This window comes from Pseudoalteromonas sp. Z1A2 (genome assembly GCF_011378755.1).
Lineage (GTDB): Bacteria > Pseudomonadota > Gammaproteobacteria > Enterobacterales > Alteromonadaceae > Pseudoalteromonas > Pseudoalteromonas distincta.
The window spans coordinates 1-20923 of record NZ_WTKX01000033.1 but is presented as its reverse complement, the minus strand read 5'-3'; the positions used below and the strand labels follow the sequence as shown (position 1 = coordinate 20923).

At 39.5% G+C, this 20923-nt stretch carries 22 protein-coding genes; 13 read left to right on the top strand and 9 right to left on the bottom strand.

Annotated features, from left to right (window positions below):
- Positions 1–152 precede the first annotated feature (152 nt).
- The 4 genes from hemL to GQR47_RS17935 all read right to left on the bottom strand — a co-directional run bounded on the left by hemL (position 153) and on the right by GQR47_RS17935 (position 4730).
- Positions 153–1433, bottom strand: coding sequence for a glutamate-1-semialdehyde 2,1-aminomutase (hemL, locus tag GQR47_RS17950; RefSeq protein WP_024596268.1), 1281 nt, complete (start codon positions 1431–1433; stop codon positions 153–155).
- A 33-nt stretch (positions 1434–1466) separates the two neighbouring features.
- Positions 1467–2483, bottom strand: coding sequence for an aspartate carbamoyltransferase (locus GQR47_RS17945; RefSeq protein ID WP_002958914.1), 1017 nt, complete (start codon positions 2481–2483; stop codon positions 1467–1469).
- 114 nt (positions 2484–2597) lie between these two features.
- On the bottom strand, positions 2598–3032 hold the full coding sequence (locus tag GQR47_RS17940; protein ID WP_002958913.1) for a CopD family protein: 435 nt from the start codon (positions 3030–3032) through the stop codon (positions 2598–2600).
- A gap of 15 nt (positions 3033–3047) precedes the next feature.
- The gene (locus GQR47_RS17935) at positions 3048–4730 is read right to left on the bottom strand and encodes a chloride channel protein (protein WP_002958912.1); all 1683 of its coding nucleotides are present in this window, start codon (positions 4728–4730) and stop codon (positions 3048–3050) included.
- Between the two features lie 321 nt (positions 4731–5051).
- Between GQR47_RS17935 and erpA the strand changes: the two genes are divergently transcribed.
- Complete coding sequence (gene erpA, locus GQR47_RS17930; RefSeq protein WP_002958911.1) at positions 5052–5390, top strand: iron-sulfur cluster insertion protein ErpA; 339 nt, start codon at positions 5052–5054, stop codon at positions 5388–5390.
- Positions 5391–5439: 49 nt separating this feature from the next.
- Here erpA and GQR47_RS17925 read toward each other — a convergent pair whose 3' ends face one another.
- On the bottom strand, positions 5440–5628 hold the full coding sequence (locus GQR47_RS17925; RefSeq protein WP_024596569.1) for a hypothetical protein: 189 nt from the start codon (positions 5626–5628) through the stop codon (positions 5440–5442).
- 446 nt (positions 5629–6074) lie between these two features.
- On the opposite strand from GQR47_RS17925, the gene GQR47_RS17920 reads away from it, so the two are divergent.
- Positions 6075–6314, top strand: a complete 240-nt coding sequence (locus tag GQR47_RS17920; RefSeq protein ID WP_002958908.1) for a helix-turn-helix transcriptional regulator — start codon at positions 6075–6077, stop codon at positions 6312–6314.
- A 70-nt stretch (positions 6315–6384) separates the two neighbouring features.
- Here the strand turns inward: GQR47_RS17920 and GQR47_RS17915 are convergent, their stop codons facing one another.
- The 4 genes from GQR47_RS17915 to GQR47_RS17900 are packed head-to-tail and all read right to left on the bottom strand — an operon-like array spanning position 6385 to position 10140.
- Entirely contained in the window at positions 6385–7764 is a 1380-nt protein-coding gene (locus tag GQR47_RS17915) for an MFS transporter (protein ID WP_024596568.1), read from the bottom strand.
- 49 nt (positions 7765–7813) lie between these two features.
- On the bottom strand, positions 7814–8434 hold the full coding sequence (locus GQR47_RS17910) for a peptidylprolyl isomerase (protein ID WP_002958906.1): 621 nt from the start codon (positions 8432–8434) through the stop codon (positions 7814–7816).
- A gap of 2 nt (positions 8435–8436) precedes the next feature.
- Positions 8437–8997, bottom strand: coding sequence for a YajG family lipoprotein (locus GQR47_RS17905; RefSeq protein ID WP_024596567.1), 561 nt, complete (start codon positions 8995–8997; stop codon positions 8437–8439).
- Positions 8998–10140: a methyltransferase gene (locus GQR47_RS17900; RefSeq protein WP_024596566.1), complete on the bottom strand. Its 1143-nt coding sequence runs from the start codon at positions 10138–10140 to the stop codon at positions 8998–9000.
- Positions 10141–10182: 42 nt separating this feature from the next.
- Between GQR47_RS17900 and GQR47_RS17895 the strand changes: the two genes are divergently transcribed.
- The 11 genes from GQR47_RS17895 to nqrM all read left to right on the top strand — a co-directional run bounded on the left by GQR47_RS17895 (position 10183) and on the right by nqrM (position 20352).
- Positions 10183–10794, top strand: coding sequence for an alpha-ketoglutarate-dependent dioxygenase AlkB (locus GQR47_RS17895; protein ID WP_024596565.1), 612 nt, complete (start codon positions 10183–10185; stop codon positions 10792–10794).
- A 61-nt stretch (positions 10795–10855) separates the two neighbouring features.
- Entirely contained in the window at positions 10856–11167 is a 312-nt protein-coding gene (locus GQR47_RS17890) for a BolA/IbaG family iron-sulfur metabolism protein (protein ID WP_024596564.1), read from the top strand.
- 113 nt (positions 11168–11280) lie between these two features.
- Positions 11281–12474, top strand: coding sequence for an enoyl-ACP reductase FabV (fabV, locus tag GQR47_RS17885; protein WP_024596563.1), 1194 nt, complete (start codon positions 11281–11283; stop codon positions 12472–12474).
- A 628-nt stretch (positions 12475–13102) separates the two neighbouring features.
- Positions 13103–14446, top strand: coding sequence for a Na(+)-translocating NADH-quinone reductase subunit A (locus GQR47_RS17880; RefSeq protein ID WP_024596562.1), 1344 nt, complete (start codon positions 13103–13105; stop codon positions 14444–14446).
- Between the two features lie 4 nt (positions 14447–14450).
- A complete protein-coding gene (locus GQR47_RS17875) occupies positions 14451–15653 on the top strand; it encodes an NADH:ubiquinone reductase (Na(+)-transporting) subunit B (protein WP_002958899.1) in 1203 nt (400 codons plus the stop codon).
- A complete protein-coding gene (locus GQR47_RS17870) occupies positions 15646–16398 on the top strand; it encodes a Na(+)-translocating NADH-quinone reductase subunit C (RefSeq protein WP_002958898.1) in 753 nt (250 codons plus the stop codon). The genes GQR47_RS17875 and GQR47_RS17870 overlap by 8 nt, the downstream gene beginning before the upstream one ends.
- Positions 16398–17030, top strand: coding sequence for an NADH:ubiquinone reductase (Na(+)-transporting) subunit D (locus GQR47_RS17865; RefSeq protein ID WP_002958897.1), 633 nt, complete (start codon positions 16398–16400; stop codon positions 17028–17030). Before GQR47_RS17870 ends, GQR47_RS17865 begins: the two co-directional genes overlap by 1 nt.
- A 10-nt stretch (positions 17031–17040) precedes the next feature.
- Complete coding sequence (nqrE, locus tag GQR47_RS17860) at positions 17041–17649, top strand: NADH:ubiquinone reductase (Na(+)-transporting) subunit E (RefSeq protein WP_002958896.1); 609 nt, start codon at positions 17041–17043, stop codon at positions 17647–17649.
- An 18-nt stretch (positions 17650–17667) separates the two neighbouring features.
- On the top strand, positions 17668–18897 hold the full coding sequence (nqrF, locus tag GQR47_RS17855) for an NADH:ubiquinone reductase (Na(+)-transporting) subunit F (protein WP_002958895.1): 1230 nt from the start codon (positions 17668–17670) through the stop codon (positions 18895–18897).
- A gap of 109 nt (positions 18898–19006) precedes the next feature.
- Positions 19007–20038 (top strand): FAD:protein FMN transferase, encoded by a 1032-nt coding sequence (locus GQR47_RS17850; protein WP_024596561.1) that lies wholly within the window; start codon positions 19007–19009, stop codon positions 20036–20038.
- Positions 20039–20139: 101 nt separating this feature from the next.
- Positions 20140–20352 carry a (Na+)-NQR maturation NqrM gene (nqrM, locus tag GQR47_RS17845; RefSeq protein WP_007376137.1) on the top strand — a complete coding sequence of 71 codons (213 nt, stop codon included), beginning with the start codon at positions 20140–20142 and terminating at the stop codon, positions 20350–20352.
- Positions 20353–20923 lie beyond the last annotated feature (571 nt).

The window sequence follows — 20923 nt, the reverse complement described above, 5'->3', positions numbered from 1 at the left end:
AGTAAAGGTGAATAGACCTTGTTATGCTTAATTATCATTCATTTATAGTACACTACAAATAAAAAAAGCCCTTTCGGGCTTTTTTCAATCTTTAGTCTTAATTACATACTTAAAAACAAGTGGTTACAAATGTATAAATAGTAATTTTTAGCTTAAAGTTTAGCAAACGAGCGTTCCGCTGCCGCTATTGTGTCTTTTACTTCTTGCTCAGTATGCGCAGCACATACAAAACCAGCCTCAAATGCTGATGGGGCAAGGTAAACGCCTTCTTCAAGCATGAGGTGGAAAAAACGTTTGAAGCGCTCTAGGTCACACTCAGTTGCTTGCTTGTATGTCGTTACTTTTTCAGCATCAGTAAAAAAGAATCCATACATGCCGCCCGCATAGTTAGTTGTTAGCGCAACACCGGCTTTTTTAGCACCAGCTTCAAAGCCTTCACAAATTGCTTTTGAAATAGCTTCTAACTTATCGTGAAGGCCAGGCTCACTTAATAGCTCAAGTGATTTTAAACCTGCAGCCATTGCAATAGGGTTACCAGAAAGAGTACCAGCTTGGTAAACTGGTCCTACAGGCGCAATGTAATCCATTATTTCAGTTTTACCACCAAACGCGCCAACTGGCATGCCGCCGCCAATTACTTTACCTAAACACGTAAGATCTGGTTTAATGTTGTAATAAGCTTGTGCACCGCCAAGTGCAACACGAAAGCCTGTCATTACTTCATCAAAAATAAGTACTGATTTATATTCGTCACACACATCACGCAAACCTTCTAAAAAGCCAGGCACTGGTGGAATACAGTTCATGTTACCGGCTACTGGCTCTACAATAATGCAGGCAATTTCGTCTGCGTATTTTGCAAAAATAGCTTTTACTTCATCTAGATTATTAAACGAAACTGTAAGTGTATGCTTAGCAAAGTCTTCAGGAATACCTGGAGAATTAGGCACACCCATTGTTAGCGCACCAGAACCTGCCTTAACTAATAACGAGTCAGCGTGACCGTGGTAACAACCTTCAAATTTTAATATTTTATCGCGACCGGTAAAGCCACGTGCTAAACGAATTGCACTCATTGTTGCTTCAGTGCCTGAGCTAACCATGCGTACTTTTTCGATTGATGGAACTAGCTCTTTTACTTTTTCAGCCATTAATATTTCGGCTTCAGTTGGTGCGCCATAGCTAAGGCCATTTTCTACAGCTTCGTGTACAGCTTGTTTAATTGCAGGGTGATTATGGCCCATGATCATAGGCCCCCAAGAGCCAACATAATCAATGTAACGATTACCGTCGGCATCAAATGTAAACGCGCCTTCTGCTTTTGTAATGAATAGTGGCGTACCGCCTACACCATTAAAAGCACGAACTGGTGAGTTTACGCCACCAGGAATAGAAGCTTGGGCGCGTTCAAATAAGTCTTGGCTAATTGTCATGAAAAATCCTATAAATTGTCACTTAAAAGAGGGTTAGCTGTCGCGTTTGCGGCTAAACCAAGGTACGTCTACTTCATACTTATCGACTTTGTTTTCTACGCCGAGTGTTAAAGCAAACAGTGCCATACGAATTAATACGCCATTTTGTACTTGGCGGAATATTGCTAAATTGTCGTTACTGTTTAAGTCGTTATCAAGCTCGTTGGCTTCTAAGCGACTGTCACGTGGAAGAGGATGCATTAATACAGAGTTAGGCTTACAGTGAGCGCTGTAAATAGATTGGCTAATCCTAAAACCGCCACGGTATTTATTTGCTTCTTCTTGCGATGGAAAACGCTCTTCTTGAATACGTGTTTGGTAAACAATATCGGCTGCTAAATTGCCTTCCATCTTATTTACTAGCTCAATTTTATGGCCAGCATTTTCTACTGCATCTAAAATGCTTGTTGGCATTTGTAAGCCGTCAGGCGCGACCATCGAAAACTTTACATTTTTATAATGGCACAATAGTTTAGATAAAGAATGCACTGTGCGGCCATACTTTAAATCGCCCACAAGCGCTATATGCATACCATCAATATTTTGACCAAAACGATGTAATTCGCGCTCAATGGTTAATAAGTCAAGTAATGCTTGAGTAGGGTGCTCATTTGGGCCGTCGCCGCCATTAATAACCGGCACAGTACAGCCGTCAGCAAATTCACTAACTGAGCCTGCATCAGGATGGCGCATAGCAACAGCGTCAGCATAAGCTGAAATAACGCGGGCGGTATCGTAAAGAGACTCACCTTTAGCAAGGGCTGAACTTTGCATACCTGTAGTTTCACGTACGCCACCGCCAAGTAAGTTAAAGGCGGTGCCAAAGCTAACTCGTGTACGAGTGCTCGGTTCAAAAAACAAATTAGCTAAAATAGCGCCTTCTAGCACCGTAGTTTGCTTTTGCTTTTTAGCATAAGGCTCCATTTTTTTTGCTACTGCAAAAATACGTTCAATGCAGTCTCTGTCTAGCTGATTTACAGACAGTATATGCTCACCTTGGAAACTTAACATGGGGTTATTCCTAATCAGTCAAATGGGCGCGATAATCCATAAATGGAGCACGCAATCGCGCGTGTTAAAGCAAGTATTGTAAATTGCAGCGAAGTTTAACATGCGCCGCAAAGCTTATAAATTAGGTTTTATTACCGCAAGTGCCACTATGATGAGCAACGCAATAACTGGGAGCTCATTAAAAATACGGTAAAAGCGGTCTGTCTTAGTGTTGCGGTCATGTTTAAAGTCATTTAATAACTTAAAACAGTAGCCGTGGTATATATATAATATGATCACCAGCACTAGCTTATAGTGCAACCACATACTGTATCTAAACCAATCACGACCATATTCAACAATGGTCAATACACCAAATACAGCGGTTAATACAGCAAATGGGGTAACGAAATAAAGTAGTCTGCGCTCCATAACTTTTAACATAGAGTTGCATGATCTTTCCTCGCTCATAGCGTGATATACAAATAATCGAGGCAAGTAAAAAATACCGGCAAACCACGCAATCATAAAAAATATGTGGAGTGTTTTATAAATCAATAATGCGCTCATAATAGTCCTTATTGTTTAAAGTAAGCTGTTACGAATGGTTAAAATATGATGAATTTGATCCCAGCGTAATAGCCCCATAATTTGTTGATTATCTAAAAGGTTATAAACGTAAAGCGCGCCACTTCTTTTATCTTTTAGGATATCGAAAGCATCGGCTAGGGTGGCCTGACTACTGATGCCCTGCAAGCTAATATAATTTATATTTATTGTTTCATTAGACATTAGCGTTAAATCGTATTCAGCGAGACGATAGCCATTTTCTTCGTCAAAAACAATTAACGGAGTTTGGCTATCCATGGCATCTAATGTGCTTTTTATTTGCACTTTGTCGTCAGAATAAAGCAATTTAAAGTCTTCATCCATATCATCCATTATCCCCACTTTTTGTAATGCTTCGGTAGCGGGAGATACATGGTACGGTAATCCCTGAAAATCTAGTTGCTGCAAAAATATGGAGCGATTTCCAAAAAACTGTAATGCTGTTACATAGGCCGTGGTGATCACAAGCATAGCTGGAACAATTATTTCAGGTGACGATGTAAGCTCCATGACCGTTGTTAAAGCAGCTAGTGGTGCATGCAATGTGGCGGCCATTAATCCGGCCATACCTAAAACTCCATAAGTACCCGCTATATCAGTGCCAGGACTAATAAACTGAGCAAAAAAAGCCATTAATGTACCAATTAATACGCCAAGTCCAATTACCGGACCAATTAAACCGCCCGGAATACCCAAACCGATAGCAAACAATGTAGCAAGTAGTTTAGCGATTAAAATAGTTGTGAGTAGCTTTACGTCATCAGGAGATTCAACCGCGATAGTTATTGCGCTCATACCAGAGCCCATAGCATGAGGCACTGCGTAAGCTATTAAGCTGGCAATGCACCCTGCAATTAATAAACGAGGGAACATACTTAAAGGTTTAAATGTTTTAATAATTAGCATTAAGTTTTGATTAAAGCTAAATGCAATTGCACCCAGCGCCATGCCGCATAATATTAAATAAGGGTAATGCCAACCACTCAATGGCGCTATGGTAATGAGCGCAAGCTCTGAGCCTTCACCAAAAACAAACTGTGTGGCCAGTGCGCCAGTAACAGCGGCAAGCATGATAGGTACAAATATATGTACTTTATATTCACGAAGTACCACTTCCATTACAAAAATAACGGCTGCAAGTGGAGTATTAAACGACGCGGCTATACCTGCCGCTACTCCACAACCACTTAGAGTACGCATGGCATTATGCGGTAAATGCAGCTTATCTGCCAAAATACTCGCCCCCGTTGCGCCCATATGCACGGAAGGCCCTTCTCGGCCAACTGAAAAACCGCTAATGAGAGCAAGTGCGCCACCAACAAATTGATTAACCGTATTGTATAAAGGCATTTGCCCGTAGTGACGTTTAATTCTGTGTATAACAAAGGGGATACCCAAGCGGTAATGTTTAAACCCAGTAAAGGCAGCAAACGTGGCTATTAGTAATGCAGCAACTAAAGGCATTAGTACACGTTCAAGTGTTGGTAGGGTAGTAAAGTCGTCAGGTGTTTCTAAAAATAAGCTTTGGAAAAACAGAATGGTTAAGCGAAATAAAATAATAAAAAATGCAGCAATTAATCCGGCAACTACGCCTAATAAGCATAATTGTACAGATGTTTTAGGTTTTGCCAGCCGACGCCTGAGTTGCTCAAGCCACATGCATAATTCCTCGCTGTATTTTTCAGCAGCATTTTAGCAAAAGAGTTTAGCTAAGTCCTTGTGATTTTGAAATTTTCGTAACTTATATTAACAATTTGCAGTGAAGATTAAGACCTATTGCCTATAACTAAAATATTTAATGAGTTTATAGCGTATAAAGGTCGCTTTTAGTTTGCTTAAGTATTATTTTAGCTAGTTAATGTTTGGCCACTTTTTTACTAATTTATAGATATAACTTAGAGGAAAGAGTTGTTTTACTATACTTGATTAAAACACTCGGGTATTAGATAATCACGCCATTGCGATATTGAGGGTTTTAAAATGTCTGAAGAATTACCAATTAAGTTCAGCGATGCGGCTGCTGTTCGTGTTAAACAGTTAATCGACGAAGAAGAAAACCCAGACTTAAAACTGCGTGTTTATGTAACAGGCGGTGGTTGTTCTGGTTTTCAATATGGTTTTACTTTTGATGAAAAAGCGAATCCTGGCGATTTAGAAATTGTAAAAAATGGTGTAACACTCGTTATTGATCCAATGAGCATTCAATATTTGGTTGATGGTGAGGTTGATTACACTGAAGGATTAGAAGGTGCACGCTTTTTTGTATCTAATCCAAATGCAACAACAACCTGTGGTTGTGGTGCAAGCTTTAGCGTTTAACAGCCAAACGCTAAATAGAATAAAGCCGCTTTTGCGGCTTTTTTAATGCCTATAAATCAGTTGGTGCGTATTCGGTAATTTGCATTATCAATACAAAAAAGCCGAGTACAAAGGCTGAAAACGCTAAAATATACATAAAGCCTTTTTTACCTTGTTTAATTGGTACGCCGTTGTGGCGCAAAAAAAAGTACCAACCTAAACACAACACGATAGGTAATAAAAAAAGAAGTCTGAACATTACTTGGCCTTTTTAGTGCAAATTATTGCTTAATAATAAACGTGTAACATTAAAAAGGAACAAATATGTTATAAATATTTTTAAGCTGTTTTATGAAGGTAATATTATTTTTTTAATATTTTCTGATAACTTAGGTCAAATATTCAGTGTTTATAAATGTTCGTTCAGGTTGATTTTGTACCGAGTATGTAATTAATTATTTAACCAAAGTGTTAATAGTATATAATGTATCCAAGAATGAGACGGGCAAAATTTCATTCTCAATAAAAACAAATCTTTACCATATTATTAGCGTAGTTTTTAGCTGTGTTGGTGGAGTGAGTAGCAACACATGCTTTATTAAGCAATAGCTTGCTATTGAAAGTATGACTGCTTACCTGCCTACGGCTATTGATGGAAACTACTGCTTTAATGGGTACGTCAAATCATCTAGTAGGAGATGTAAAATGATGGGCAAAACAGTTTCTTCTGAAGAAAATGCAAAGCTAACAAAGTGGCTTAAAACCAAGCGCCATGAAAAGGGTCATACAATGCGAAGCCTAGCACAAGTGCTTGGAACGCCTCATTCATTTATCGGCAAGATTGAAAATCAAGAACGCCGTTTAGATGTCATTGAGTTTGTTCGCTATTGTACAGCTCTAGAAGTTGATCCACATGAAGCACTTAGCTTGCTAAAAGTAGATTAACTCAATAATTGCTTAGTACACTTTAAGGGGCACTTGATAGTGCTAAGCAATATGTTAATGCAGGGATGCATTAAATATTTTTGTGGTAATTCTTCTCAAGCTCATACAACTTATGCCTAATCAGATATAAAAATATCAACGAAGGTAAAACCATTAAGGCTGTTAAAATAAAGAACAGCGACCAATTTCCCATTAACCAATCATCAATTACTACACCACTGTAGCTTGAAAGCAATGTTCGTCCTAAATTCCCTAATGACGCCAGTAATGCATAGTGCGTTGCACTAAATGCTCTATCGCATAACATCGATATAAAGGCCACCATAGCGACCAACGACCACGCTTGCGTAAAGCCATCAATAACAATAGCAAAGGCATACAGCCTTAGGTCAGGGCCAGCTAAAGCAATCCACGAAAAGGCTAAGTTTGAAGCAGCCATTGCAATACCACTTACAAATAAACCCTTAACAATGCCATATTTTTGATTAAATAAACTGCCAACAAAGGTAAATATGATTGTAAGTACCGCTGTACCTACCTTCGAAAATGTAGCTATATCGCTATTGCTAAAACCAATTTCTTTATAAAACACAATCGACATGCGCCCTAAAAACGCTTCGCCTATTTTAAATAAGAAAATAAACGCAAGTAATGCTAGTGCTGTTTTAACGCCATTTTTATTAAAAAAAGCTCTAAAGGGATCAATAACGGTTACCGCAAGCCACGCAACAGTTTTTGTTAAAGGAGTTTGTTTTGTAGAGGACAGTTTTTCAAGGTACACACGCTCAAGTTCAGCATGTACTGCTTCGCGGTTAGTTTCGGGCTCTTTTGCAAACAGTGCTCCACTCATTAACAGCAGCATTACGGCAGCTAAAAAGTAATAAATTTGTGGCCAGTCGAGCGAGGGTATATCGGCCATGTAAAATGGAATGGCGCCTAAAAGTGCATAACCTGTCCACCAACCCGAAGTTGCCATTGCGGCTGCAGCGGTTGCTTTGTGTGATTCGCTTTCGCTTAGGGTGTCTATTCTAAAGGCATCAATAGCAATGTCTTGAGTAGCCGAAGCAATGGCGATTAATAAACAAATCGCAGCAACAATTGCCAAATTAGCTTTTAAATCAAGCCCTGCTAATAGCAAGGTGCCAATAAAAATAAAACTTTGGCAAAATAGTATCCAACTGCGACGCTGGCCTAGCCATTTATATAAAATAGGAAGTTTTGTACGGTCAATGAGTGGTGACCACAAAAAGTTTATGCTGTAAGCGCCAAATACAATGCCAAATAGGCCTATCATACTGCGACTTAGCCCCTCATCTTTTAGCCAAGCAGACATAACAGAGCCAATTAAAACCCACGGAAAACCGCTACTCATACCAAATATGAAAATGTGGATTAAGCGTTTGTCTTTAAAGTAAGAAAAATATTCGCTAATAGAGAGAGATTTGCTCATAGGGCCTTCATTGGCTTTGATGCAGAGCAGCTAGGCTGCTCTTAAAAAATTATAGTGGGACTTGTTCAAGTACTTTAATATTTAAGATGACAACAGGTTTTTTAGGTACGAAATCGTAGCCAATTTTCTCATTAAAACCGGTTTCAACAGTCATAATTTTATCAAGCGTGTCGTAACCATCCATTACGCTACCAAATACTGCAAAGCCCCAATCTTTCCCTGGATTTAAGTGATCGTTATTATCCATATTAAAAAAGAATTGGCGAGTTCCTGAGTGCGGTTGTCTATCTTGATAGGCCATAGCAATGCTATACATATCGTTTTTTAAACCGTTGCCGCTTTCATTAAAAATAGGGTCATTTTCATGTAGGCCATCATAGTCTTTATCGTAACCGCCACCTTGAATAACAAAGTCGCGATCATTTTCTACATCGCGCTCAATACGGTGAAAAACGCTGCCTTGATAACTTTTGTCTGACACGTAAGTTAAAAAATTATTGACTGTGATGGGCGCTTTAGAGCGATCCAGCTCAACCACGATGCTACCCATTGACGTTACAATTTCTACGCGTGGAAAAATGTTGTCCTTTTGCACAAAGCGGCCTTCTTGGGCTGCTAAGCTACTTACACTAAAGAATAAGCCTAAGCAGATTAAAAAAAGTCGTTTCATAGTTAACCTTCTAAAAATTCTATTAATTCAGGGTCAGATACAATGCGGGTAATAACTTGCTCAGTCAACTTATTGAGTTGACCTTCTATTTTTGCTTGCTCATGACTAAATGGGCCTTCTAAATTAGCACTACCTCTATACACTTTACTAAAGTTACTTGAGGCGCGAATAACACGCACGCCAAGTTCTATGTGGGCTTCGCTGGTATGGCTCACTAGCTTTTCGGTTACAACAGCTTGCAATGCATGAATATCTACTTCAAAGCGAACCGTTGCTAAGTTAGAAATACTGGCTCCATTGCGGCTTAGGGCGCTGTCTAACACACTTTTAATAGAGCTGGTAATACCTTGGCTTGCAAAGGTTTTAGTTTTGTCTGACTCAATAAGTTTAAGTGTTGATGTATCGCCACGTAAATCAATTACACTAGTACTTAAGCTACTATTTATAGTGCTAATTTGACCATTTTTATAAACTGGGTTAAGTATTACTTGGCTAGGCTGATTCGCGCAGCCAGCAAGTATCAGTAATACACAATACCCAATTATAATGTTTGTTAATTTCATTTATAGCATTCCACTATTTTTTGTTGCACTTAAAACGACAAACTTTTTGTTTGAACCTAGCAACTTACAGTTGCCAAACATACGGTTTAATTTATCATGATAATCTAAATGACGATTACCAATAATACGCAGCTCGCCGCCTTCTTTTAAAGTATCTTTTGCTTGTTTAAACATTTGCCAAGCAATATGGTCGGTAACGGCCTGAGCTTGGTGAAATGGAGGGTTACAAAGCACCATATCTACACTGTCTCTTTCAAAGCCTGTTAAACAGTCGTTTTCGATGAACTCGCAGTTATCAAACTTATCGCCTAGGTTAATTTCTACATTTAACCGAGCCGACTCTACTGCCATGTAAGACTCATCAACAAAAGTAACTGATGCATTAGGGCAACGAGCAAGCGTCATTAATCCAACAACCCCGTTACCACAGCCTAAATCAATAATGCTTTTAGCTTTTGGTGTTTCTGGTAAGTAGTTAAAAAAGAAGCGTGCACCAATATCTAACGAATCACGCGAAAACACATTTGCATGGTTTGTTATATTAAACTCAGTACCTTCAAGCTCCCACGTTACAGGGAAGTCTGCTGCTTTATATCCGCCTTTAGCATTGCTTAATATTAGACGTGATTTTTTAACTGCTAGGCTAGTTTTTGTTTCACCAATAAATTGCTCAAATGATTTTATTGTTGAGTTATGAATTTCTTTTGTTTTACCTGCAGCAATTACTGGCGTACCAGGTGCAAGGACTTCACTGAGCTCACTTAACTGAAACTGTAAAAAACCTAAATTACGAGGGATTTTAATAAGTACTAAATCAACATCCTGCGGTAATGCCGACAAACTATCTACTTGCGTAAACTCTGCTGTAGGCAGCTTGTTTTCTTGTAAGTTATAAGCCGCAGCTTGGTGGCTAATATAAGAATCGTTAACTGAACAAACCGTTAACTTATTAAAATAACAAGCAAGCGCACCAAAGCTATCGTTTAAAATAAGCAATGAGCGACAATCAGGGTGATGTTCGTTAACATAATTGATAAGGTACTCATCTGCCGAATCCCACGCTTGTAAGCTGCGGTTTTTTTGATCCAAAGGAAAGCGTTCAAGAGTAAAGGTTTTATCGCCTAGCTGGGCTTGCGTCGTCATAATGGTTCGTTGATCAGTAATCTAATGTAGGTAAATTCTAACATGCAACGGCAAAACGCCAACCCCCAACAGTTACCAAATGGCTTTTCTTATCAAAGTAGGGCACTTAGTGCACAAAAAAGCCTCGATCTATTTTATTATTTGCAAAAAAACCTACGTTGGCAGCAACCCGATGTAACTGTTTATGGTAAAACGGGGCCTATTCCACGGCTACAATGCTTCATGAGCGATTTGAATATTGAATACGGCTATTCAAGTAGTAAGCAAATAGTAGAGCCATGGGATGAATTGTTACTTAATATGAGAAGGCGTTTAGAGGCGCACTTAAATCAGCCTCTAAACTCATTACTCGTTAATTATTACCGAGATGGTAATGATACGATGGGCTGGCACAGTGATGATGAAATAGAGCTTGGTGATAAACCAACAATTGTGTGTGTCTCGCTAGGAGCTGATCGGGTTCTAAAGTTAAAGCACAAGGCGAGCAATAAAGTAACCGACTTAAAATTACAAAGTGGCAGCTGTTTAATAATGAATGGACATAGCCAGCGAGATTATCAACATGCAATACCTAAACAAACAACGCTTGCACATCCTCGAATAAGTTTAACTTACCGATTTATTAAGGACATTAAACAAAAGCAATTTAGTTAGCCAAGCGCTGCGTTAAATTGTTATAGTAAGTGTATAAATTAGCTAATTAAAACGGTCTTTTATGTCAATGCAGCAACAGATCCAAGAAAAAATAAGCAACGCTATTGCGTGTAAACATTTAAACGTAATTAACGAAAGCCATATGCACAGTGCGGGCACTGAATCACACTTTAAAGTAATAGTGGTTAGCGAAGGTTTTACAGGTAAACGTTTATTGCAGCGCCATCGTGAAATTAATGAAATTCTAAAAGATGAATTAGCAAATCATATTCATGCACTCGCAATTCATACATATACACCCGATGAGTATACAGAGCAGGGCGGCGAGGCACCTGATTCACCTAATTGTATGGGCGGCTCTAAATTAGCTTAAATAATTAATAGCGATTTGATTGTTACACTTGTGGTTAACTGATCAGATCAGTGTTTTTAGTATTAGCCTTTAAACTAGCGCTAATTTTTATTGTAAAAGATATAGGATGATCAATGGTCATTAAGCCTAAAATTCGTGGATTTATCTGCACAAACGCACATCCAGCTGGTTGTGCAGAGCATGTTCAAGAACAAATTAACTATGTAAAACAACAAGGCGCATTAAAAAATGCACCAAAAAATGTATTAGTTATTGGCGCATCAACAGGCTACGGCTTGGCTTCGCGCATTACAGCAGCGTTTGGTGGTGGTGCTAAAACATTAGGTATTTTCTTTGAAAAAGAAGGTACAGAACGCAAAACAGGCTCTGCTGGTTGGTACAATACCGCTGCTTTTCAAGATGCAGCAGACGAAGCAGGCCTTTGGTCTAAAAATATTAATGGCGATGCGTTTTCTAACGAAATTAAACAAAAAGCAATCGACACTATTAAAGCAGATTTGGGCAAAGTAGATTGTATTATTTACAGCTTAGCGTCTCCTCGTCGTACAGACCCAAATACGGGCGAAGTTTACTCATCTACGCTTAAACCAATTGGCAGTGCCGTTACTACTAAAAACTTAAATACATCAAAGCGTGAAATTGATGAAATTACTGTTGAAGCTGCAAACCAAGACGATATCGACAACACCATTAAAGTAATGGGCGGTGAAGATTGGGAAATGTGGATTGACGCATTAAAAGAAGCGGATGTATTAGCCGATAACTTTAAAACGACTGCGTACACTTATATTGGTAAAGAGCTAACATGGCCAATATACGGACACGCTACTATTGGTAAGGCTAAAGAAGATTTAGACCGTGCAACCGCTGCTATTAAAGAATCAACAAAAGATTTAAATGGTGAGGCATATGTTTCATCACTTAATGCTGTGGTAACGCAAGCAAGTTCTGCTATTCCTATTATGCCGTTATATATCTCTGCTTTATTTAAAGTTATGAAAGCAGATGGCACATACGAAGGCACTATTGAGCAAATTCACGCTTTATTTAGTGAAAACTTGTATGGTGAATCTCCTCGCTTTGACGACGGTGGACATTTATTCCAAAACTACAAAGAGCTAGAAGACGATGTACAAGCTCGCGTGCAAGCTGTTTGGGATAAAGTAGATACGAGCAGCATTGATGAGCTAACAGATTATGTTGGTTACCATAATGAGTTTTTACGCTTATTTGGTTTTGGTATAGATAGTGTTGACTACGATCAAGATGTAGATTCAGTTAAGCCAATTGCCAATATGATTGACTAACAGAACTTAGGGCCTGTTTATCTTTCGAGGTTAAATTTGCAGCAGCCTGTTTGGTATTTAGGCAAGACAGAGCCTATGTAGTGTGGTTATTCCCCATAAATGGGCGATGACGTGGAATAAATGCCAAACATGCGCTGCCCAAAGGGTTCTGCCTAGGGGCTATTTACTCTTTGTTGCTTGGTTTTTACTTAGCCCACTAGGTTACAAACCTCACGCCGCGATTAAATAGCCCCTAGATTGAACAAATTTTAATCCTGAAAGGTCAACAGGCCCTAGTTATAAAAGCCGCTATCGCGGCTTTTTTTGTATTATGCGATTTGTTGAATTTACGATGAAATCAGGAATGATAATTGCTTAGGCTACCACTTTGGTCTAGCTTGATTTTTATTTAATTCACTTAACAAAACTAAATAAGTGTTTCTGTCGTATAATTTTCATAAATACACTCGCATAGTCATCTAAAATGATGTTAAAATCTCGACAATATGTGATGAGTTTTACTACGTTGCTTGTTTGATATCTCTAGCAAGCTGCTCTTTTGTACCTTGATATAACTTGGAATAACTCAAATGGCGACGTGGTTGATACGATTTTTCAGTTTCTTTCCTTTAATGTAATGCAAGTGCGTATGATCAACATAAAAAAAGGTCTGGATTTACCCTTAGAGGGCGCGCCACAGCAAGTTATACATGACGGTTCTGCTGTCAAACGTGTAGCTGTGCTTGGCGAAGAGTTTATCGGTATGCGTCCAACCATGCATGTTCGTGTGGATGACCAAGTCAAAAAAGGCCAGGTACTTTTTGAAGATAAAAAGAACCCAGGCGTCCTATTTACTGCTCCAGCTTCTGGTACAGTAAAAGAAATAAATCGTGGTGCTAAACGTGTGCTGCAATCTGTTGTTATTGAAGTAGCAGGCAGTGAGCAAATCACCTTTGACTCTTTCAAAGCAGACGAGCTTCCGAGCTTAGAGCGCGAAAAAGCCAAAGAAGTACTTATCCAGTCTGGTCAATGGACAGCACTTCGTGTTCGCCCATTCAGCAAAGTAGCGGCTGTGGATGCAAATCCTAGTTCTATTTTTGTGACCGCAATCGACACAAACCCATTAGCTGCAGATCCTGCAGTAATTATTGCAGAAAATGCGCAAGCATTTGAAGCGGGTCTTGCAGTTGTTTCGCGTTTGACCGATGGCAAAGTATTTGTGTGTAAAAAAGCAGGCAGCCAAGTTCCTAGCTCATCTATAGCTCAAGTAGAAGTACATGAGTTTGGTGGTGTGCATCCGGCTGGCCTCGTTGGCACTCATATCCATCATCTTGATGCAGTTTCTGTTAGCAAACAAGTTTGGCATATTGGTTACCAAGACGTTATTGCGTATGGTCACTTATTCCTTACTGGTGAAATTTACACAAATCGTGTTATTTCGCTTGCAGGTCCTCGCGTTAAAAACCCACGTTTAGTGAAAACACAATTAGGTGCTTCATTGGATGATTTAGTGGCTGGTGAGTTAGAAGACGGAGATAACCGCGTTATTTCTGGTTCTGTTCTATCGGGTTCTATTTCAAACGGTGTTCATGCATTCTTAGGTCGTTACCACGTTCAAGTATCTGTTTTACTTGAAGGTCGCGAAAAAGAATTGTTTGGCTGGATTGCACCAGGTAGTGATAAATTCTCTGTAACGCGTACATTCCTTTCTCACCTTGCACCAAGTCGTTTATTTAAAATGACAACGTCAACAGGTGGTTCAAAACGTGCCATGGTACCAATTGGTAGCTACGAGCGCGTAATGCCGTTAGATATTTTGCCTACTCTATTATTACGTGACTTAATTGCACGTGATTTAGACAGTGCAATTTCATTGGGCGCGCTTGAACTTGATGAAGAAGATTTAGCGTTATGTACCTTCGTTTGTCCAGGCAAATACGAGTATGGTTCTATCCTACGCGATTGCTTAACTACGATCGAGAAGGAAGGCTAGAGAGATGGGTTTAAAAAAATATCTAGAAGATATCGAGCCGAATTTTGAAGCCGGTGGTAAATATGAAAAGTTTTATGCACTGTATGAAGCAGCTGCAACTATTTTTTATACACCAGGCTACGTAAATAAAGGCGCGACACACGTACGCGATAACATCGACCTAAAACGTATGATGATTTTAGTGTGGATGGCGACGTTCCCAGCTATGTTTTTTGGTATGTTCAATATCGGTCATCAGGCCGCTGGTGCTTTAGCACAAGGTTTTGAACTAGCAAACACGTGGCAAGTTGGTTTGTTCCAGTTATTCGGTGGCGAGTTAACCGCTGATGCAGGCTGGGGCGCTAAGATGTTCTATGGAGCATGTTTCTTCTTACCTATCTACGCTGTAACATTTGCAGTAGGTGGTTTCTGGGAAGTTATATTTGCTTCAGTGCGTAAGCATGAAATTAACGAAGGTTTCTTCGTTACTTCTGTATTATTCGCACTTATTTTGCCAGCAACTATTCCTTTATGGCAAGTTGCGTTAGGTATTACGTTTGGTGTGGTAATCGCTAAAGAAATCTTTGGTGGTACTGGCCGTAACTTCTTAAACCCTGCTTTAGCCGGTCGTGCATTTTTATTCTTTGCATACCCAGCTCAAATCTCAGGTGACACAGTATGGACAGCAGTAGATTCTTTCTCTGGTGCAACTATGCTAGGCCAAGCATTTGCTGGCACACTTGACTTTGCAAACATGGAATTATGGTGGAATGCGTTTTATGGTTTCATTCAAGGTTCTGTAGGTGAAACATCTACACTTGCATTATTAGTAGGTGGTTTGTTCTTAATTTACGTTCGTATCGCTTCTTGGCGCATTGTACTAGGTGTATTCCTAGGTATGGTAGCAACTGCATTTTTATTAAATGCTGTTGGCTCAGAAACTAACCCTGTATTTGCAATGCCTTGGTATTGGCATTTTGTACTTGGTGGCTTTGCGTTTGGTATGTTCTTTATGGCTACTGACCCTGTATCAGCTGCATTTACTGACAAAGGTAAATTAGCATATGGTCTATTAATTGGCTTTATGGTGGTTATGATACGTGTTGTGAATCCTGCTTTCCCAGAAGGCATGATGCTAGCAATCTTATTTGCTAACTTGTTCGCTCCACTGTTCGATCACTTTGTAGTGCAGGCTAATATTAAGCGGAGGTTGGCACGTAATGTCTAGTAATAACGAATCAATCGGCAAAACGTTATCAGTTGTTGTAGCACTATGTTTAGTGTGTGCAATCATTGTATCGTTTGCTTCTGTACAGCTTCGTCCTTTACAGCAAGCTAATAAAAACAAAGATATTCAAAGCAATATCTTAGCTGCTGCGGGCATCGACAAAGTTGAAAATGTTCTTGAAACATTTGATGCAAAAATCGAAGCGCGCGTTGTAAACATGACTACAGGTGAGTTTGTAGATACAGACCCAACAATCTTTGACTTTGAAAAAAGCAAATATGATGCAGCGCTAAGTGTTTCTCTTCAAGAGAAAGGCGTTAAAGATATTGCTGGTATTCAACGTGTGACTAAAGAGTCACCGGTGTATATCTCTAAAAAAGAAGATGGCTCAGTTGATGCAATCATTCTTCCTATCCAAGGCTACGGCTTATGGGGCTTGATGTACGGTTTTATCTCGCTTGAAAGCGATGGTGAAACAGTTAAGGGCATTATCTTTTACAAGCATAATGAAACCCCAGGTCTTGGTGGCGAAATCCAAAATCCACAGTGGACTGCTACATGGGAAGGTAAAGAACTTCCAATTCAAATTGTTAAAGGTACTGCGGGCAATGATGAGCATAAGATCGATGGTCTTTCAGGTGCTACATTAACGTCTAACGGTGTTGATCATGCAGTTGACTTTTGGACTGGCGAAAATGGCTTTGGCCCTTTCCTTGCGAAAGTACGTAAAGGAGCATTGAAATAATGGCTGATACTAAAGAAATGAAGGCGGTCCTATTCGGTCCGGTTTTAGCTAACAACCCAATCGCACTACAAGTACTTGGTATTTGTTCTGCGCTAGCGGTAACGTCTAGCTTAAAAAATGCGTTAATTATGTCAATCGCATTGACACTTGTAACTGCGTTTTCGAGCTTCTTTATCTCGCTTATTCGTAACCAGATCCCATCATCTGTACGTATCATCGTACAAATGACAATTATCGCATCATTGGTAATCGTTGTTGACCAAGTATTACAGGCATTTTCTTATGCTACTGCAAAAGAGCTTTCTGTATTCGTTGGTCTAATCATTACTAACTGTATCGTAATGGGTCGTGCTGAAGCATACGCGATGAAGTCGCCACCACTTATGTCATTCCTTGACGGTATTGGTAACGGCTTAGGTTACTCTGTAGTACTACTTACTGTTGGTTTCATTCGTGAGCTATTTGGTAAGGGTTCACTATTCGGTGTTGATATTATCCCATTAGTACAAGATGGCGGTTGGTATCAGCCTATGGGTCTATTGATCTTACCACCGAGTGCATTCTTCATCATTGGTTTATTCATATGGGTACTGCGTACTTATAAGAAAGACCAAGTAGAAGCTAAAGCGTAAGGGGCAAATAGTGGAACATTATATTAGTTTATTTGTAAAAGCCGTTTTTATTGAGAACTTAGCGTTGTCATTCTTCTTAGGCATGTGTACTTTTTTAGCGGTATCTAAAAAAGTAACTACATCAATTGGCCTAGGTATAGCGGTTATAGTTGTATTGGGTATTTCTGTACCTGTAAACAACTTGGTTTATCATGCGGTACTTGCACCTGGTTCACTAACTTGGTTAGGTTACCCAGATGCAGATCTTAGCTTTTTACGTTTCTTAACTTTCATTGGTGTTATTGCAGCACTTGTGCAAATTCTTGAAATGGCGTTAGATAAGTTTTTCCCTGCACTATACAACGCGTTAGGTATCTTCTTACCACTTATCACAGTTAACTGTGCAATATTTGGTGCGGTATCATTCATGGTTGAGCGTAACTATAACTTCGGCGAGTCTGTTGTTTATGGTATTGGCGCTGGTGTTGGTTGGGCACTTGCAATTACATTACTTGCAGGTATCCGTGAGAAACTGAAATACTCAGACGTACCTGACGGCTTACGTGGTTTAGGTATTACCTTCATCACTGTTGGTTTAATGGGACTTGGCTTTATGTCATTCTCTGGTATTTCACTGTAAAGGTAGCGAGGATAAATCATGGATTATCAGATTTTCTTAGGCGTTGGTGTTTTTATCGCTATCGTTGTACTACTGGTTTTAGTCATCATTGGTGCTAAATCTCAGTTAGTTGCAAGTGGCGATATTATCATCGGCATTAATGGCGACCCAGATAAAGCCATTAAAACATCAGCAGGTAGTAAGCTTTTAGGCGCACTATCTGAGTCAGGTATATTTGTATCATCTGCTTGTGGTGGCGGTGGCTCTTGTGGTCAGTGTCGTGTACACATTAAAGAAGGTGGTGGTGATATTCTGCCAACTGAGCTTGATCACATATCTAAAGGTGAAGCCCGTGAAGGCTGTCGTTTAGCGTGTCAGGTAAATGTTAAAAATGACATGGAAATTGAACTTGAAGAGTCAATTTTCGGTGTTAAGAAATGGGATTGTGAAGTTATCTCTAATGATAACAAAGCAACGTTCATCAAAGAACTTAAGCTGCAAATTCCAGATGGCGAGTCAGTGCCGTTTCGTGCGGGTGGTTACATCCAAATCGAAGCTCCACCTCACCATGTTAAATATGCAGATTTCGATGTTCCTGAAGAGTATCGTGGCGACTGGAACCATTTTGGTTTCTTCGATCTGGAGTCAAAAGTAGACGAAGAAACAATTCGTGCTTACTCAATGGCTAACTACCCAGAAGAAGAAGGCATCATTATGCTTAACGTGCGTATTGCTGCTCCACCTCCAAGAAACCTTAGCTTGCCATGTGGTAAAATGTCTTCGTACATTTGGTCACTTAAAGAAGGCGACAAGGTAACTATTTCGGGCCCATTTGGTGAGTTCTTTGCTAAAGACACTGACGCAGAAATGGTATTTGTTGGTGGTGGTGCTGGTATGGCGCCAATGCGTTCTCATATCTTTGACCAACTTAAACGTTTGAACTCTAAACGTAAGATGAGTTTTTGGTATGGTGCACGTTCTGAGCGTGAAATGTTCTACGTAGAAGATTTTGACGGCCTAGCCGCTGAAAATCCTAACTTCGTATGGCATACAGCACTTTCAGATCCACAGCCTGAAGATAACTGGGAAGGCTATACTGGCTTTATCCATAACGTGTTATTTGAGAACTATCTTAAAGATCACGAAGCGCCTGAAGATTGTGAGTACTACATGTGTGGTCCTCCAATGATGAATGCGGCAGTTATTACTATGCTTAAAGATTTAGGTGTTGAAGACGAAAATATCTTACTAGATGACTTCGGTGGCTAACACTAATACCAAAACAGTTTAGTTTTGGTTAAAATACCAGCCTCGTAGCACTTGTGTTACGAGGCTTTTTTTATTCTTTAATTTTATCAATCTATTAAGTAGAGCTGTTATGAATCGAGTAAGTACTTCACAGGGCATAATGGCCTTTTTACTAATTACACTGACTGTATTATTGTCTGGGTGTGGTGAAAAGCCAGAGTTAAAAGAAACCTTTTTAGAAGGTAAGACTATGGGTACCACTTATCATATTAAATATTATGATGAGCAAGCCCAGCTATCGGCTTCACAACTACAGCTGCAAATAGACGCTGTTTTAAAAGATGTGAACCAATCTATGTCTACTTACATAGAAGACTCTGAAATAAATACATTTAACAGATTACCTGCAAATCAAGTCATGCCAATTAGCGAAGATTTTAGGGCTGTTATAAGCGAGTCTATTCGCTTGGGTGAATCGACTAAAACACTCGACGTAACAATGGGGCCTTTAATTGATTTATGGGGCTTTGGGCCTGATAAAAAACCAACTAATCGCCCAAGTGATGAAGAGCTTGCAAGTATGGTTGAAAAAATAGGCATTGATAAACTTATCTTAAATGAGCAAGGACTGGCTAAAACAGTTAATGGACTGGAGCTTTCTTTTTCGGCAACAGCTAAGGGCTATGGTATTGATAAAGTTGCCCAGTTATTAGAAAGCCACGACATTACTAATTACATGGTTGAGATTGGTGGTGAGCTGCGTATAGCAGGTGAAAAGCCAAATAATCAGGATTGGAAAATCGCGATTGAGCAACCAGATGCGCAACCTGGAGAGCGTAAGGTACACCGTGTCTTATCGCCAGGTACAAGTGGTATAGCGACATCGGGTGATTACCGTATTTTTTATAAAATGGATGGCGAGATCTATACCCACTTAATTGATCCAGCAACAGGTATGCCTATTAAGCACGACTTAGTGTCGGTAACTGTGCTTCATCCAAGCGCTATGACGGCAGATGGTTTAGCGACGGCACTTACTGTAATGGGGATGCAAAAAGCGCAAGCTTATGCTGAACAACATGATTTACCGGTTTATTTAATAGGTAAATCAAAAGAGGGTTTAGTTACCTACTCAAGCCCAGCATTTAAGCCTTATTTATAGTATGGTGCTGACTTGTTTATTTCCGTGTTATTTGGGTATATAATAGCAGTCGCTCAAAAATATTTGAGTTTAATTTATTGCTGATCAATAGGGGCTAAGCAATGTCACTTTTTCTTCTTACTTTTGGCTTACTAATTTTGATAGTTTCGGCTATGGCCGTTGGTATGATCGTGCAAAAAAAATCTATGGCAAGCAGCTGTGGTGGTTTAGGTTCGGTTGGTATTGATAAAGCCTGTGATTGCGATGATCCATGTGATAAACGCAAAAACCGTTTAGCAAAAGAGCAAGCCTGGAAAGAAAACCAAATTATTTAAGCCTGTCTTAAATATTAAAAAGCGCTTTATAGCGCTTTTTTTGTGCCTGTAAAACGCCTTCGCATCATAGTTTCCAAAGCAATCCAATCTAAATGTATTAGACAAAGGTATATAGTTTAGTTTTTTTCACCTATTAGGTTTATTTTTCTCGTTTGTCAAATTGGAGCTAACACTCTAAAGTTTAACCATAGACAAAGAGCAAGGCTCTCGTCATAAGCTTGAGGCATAAGTTAGCCTCGCTTAAAAGAATCTTTATATTGTGTGTGAAGATGTTGTCAGTGTGAAAGGCAACTCAAGTTTGGTGGTGACTGAGTTTGAGTTGTTTTTATTCCCTACAATTGCCACGCAGTGTAAGCCAAGAATCTTTATATTGTGTGTGAAGATGTTGTCAGTGTGAAAGGCAACTCAAGTTCGGTGGATTCACTTCCATAAAGAACGAGTTTGAGTTGTTTTTATTCCCTACAATTGCCACGTAATGTAAACCAAGAATCTTTATATTGTGTGTGAAGATGTTGTCAGTGTGAAAGGCAACTCAAGTTCAGTGGTGACTGAGTTTGAGTTGTTTTTATTC

What these genes read in the sequence shown, in the direction of transcription:
- hemL (WP_024596268.1), bottom strand. Translation starts at nt 1,433, where the DNA reads ATGACAATTAGCCAAGACTTATTTGAACGCGCCCAAGCTTCTATTCCT.
- GQR47_RS17945 (WP_002958914.1), bottom strand. Translation starts at nt 2,483, where the DNA reads ATGTTAAGTTTCCAAGGTGAGCATATACTGTCTGTAAATCAGCTAGAC.
- GQR47_RS17940 (WP_002958913.1), bottom strand. Translation starts at nt 3,032, where the DNA reads ATGAGCGCATTATTGATTTATAAAACACTCCACATATTTTTTATGATT.
- GQR47_RS17935 (WP_002958912.1), bottom strand. Translation starts at nt 4,730, where the DNA reads ATGTGGCTTGAGCAACTCAGGCGTCGGCTGGCAAAACCTAAAACATCT.
- erpA (WP_002958911.1), top strand. Translation starts at nt 5,052, where the DNA reads ATGTCTGAAGAATTACCAATTAAGTTCAGCGATGCGGCTGCTGTTCGT.
- GQR47_RS17925 (WP_024596569.1), bottom strand. Translation starts at nt 5,628, where the DNA reads ATGTTCAGACTTCTTTTTTTATTACCTATCGTGTTGTGTTTAGGTTGG.
- GQR47_RS17920 (WP_002958908.1), top strand. Translation starts at nt 6,075, where the DNA reads ATGATGGGCAAAACAGTTTCTTCTGAAGAAAATGCAAAGCTAACAAAG.
- GQR47_RS17915 (WP_024596568.1), bottom strand. Translation starts at nt 7,764, where the DNA reads ATGAGCAAATCTCTCTCTATTAGCGAATATTTTTCTTACTTTAAAGAC.
- GQR47_RS17910 (WP_002958906.1), bottom strand. Translation starts at nt 8,434, where the DNA reads ATGAAACGACTTTTTTTAATCTGCTTAGGCTTATTCTTTAGTGTAAGT.
- GQR47_RS17905 (WP_024596567.1), bottom strand. Translation starts at nt 8,997, where the DNA reads ATGAAATTAACAAACATTATAATTGGGTATTGTGTATTACTGATACTT.
- GQR47_RS17900 (WP_024596566.1), bottom strand. Translation starts at nt 10,140, where the DNA reads ATGACGACGCAAGCCCAGCTAGGCGATAAAACCTTTACTCTTGAACGC.
- GQR47_RS17895 (WP_024596565.1), top strand. Translation starts at nt 10,183, where the DNA reads ATGCAACGGCAAAACGCCAACCCCCAACAGTTACCAAATGGCTTTTCT.
- GQR47_RS17890 (WP_024596564.1), top strand. Translation starts at nt 10,856, where the DNA reads ATGTCAATGCAGCAACAGATCCAAGAAAAAATAAGCAACGCTATTGCG.
- fabV (WP_024596563.1), top strand. Translation starts at nt 11,281, where the DNA reads ATGGTCATTAAGCCTAAAATTCGTGGATTTATCTGCACAAACGCACAT.
- GQR47_RS17880 (WP_024596562.1), top strand. Translation starts at nt 13,103, where the DNA reads ATGATCAACATAAAAAAAGGTCTGGATTTACCCTTAGAGGGCGCGCCA.
- GQR47_RS17875 (WP_002958899.1), top strand. Translation starts at nt 14,451, where the DNA reads ATGGGTTTAAAAAAATATCTAGAAGATATCGAGCCGAATTTTGAAGCC.
- GQR47_RS17870 (WP_002958898.1), top strand. Translation starts at nt 15,646, where the DNA reads ATGTCTAGTAATAACGAATCAATCGGCAAAACGTTATCAGTTGTTGTA.
- GQR47_RS17865 (WP_002958897.1), top strand. Translation starts at nt 16,398, where the DNA reads ATGGCTGATACTAAAGAAATGAAGGCGGTCCTATTCGGTCCGGTTTTA.
- nqrF (WP_002958895.1), top strand. Translation starts at nt 17,668, where the DNA reads ATGGATTATCAGATTTTCTTAGGCGTTGGTGTTTTTATCGCTATCGTT.
- GQR47_RS17850 (WP_024596561.1), top strand. Translation starts at nt 19,007, where the DNA reads ATGAATCGAGTAAGTACTTCACAGGGCATAATGGCCTTTTTACTAATT.
- nqrM (WP_007376137.1), top strand. Translation starts at nt 20,140, where the DNA reads ATGTCACTTTTTCTTCTTACTTTTGGCTTACTAATTTTGATAGTTTCG.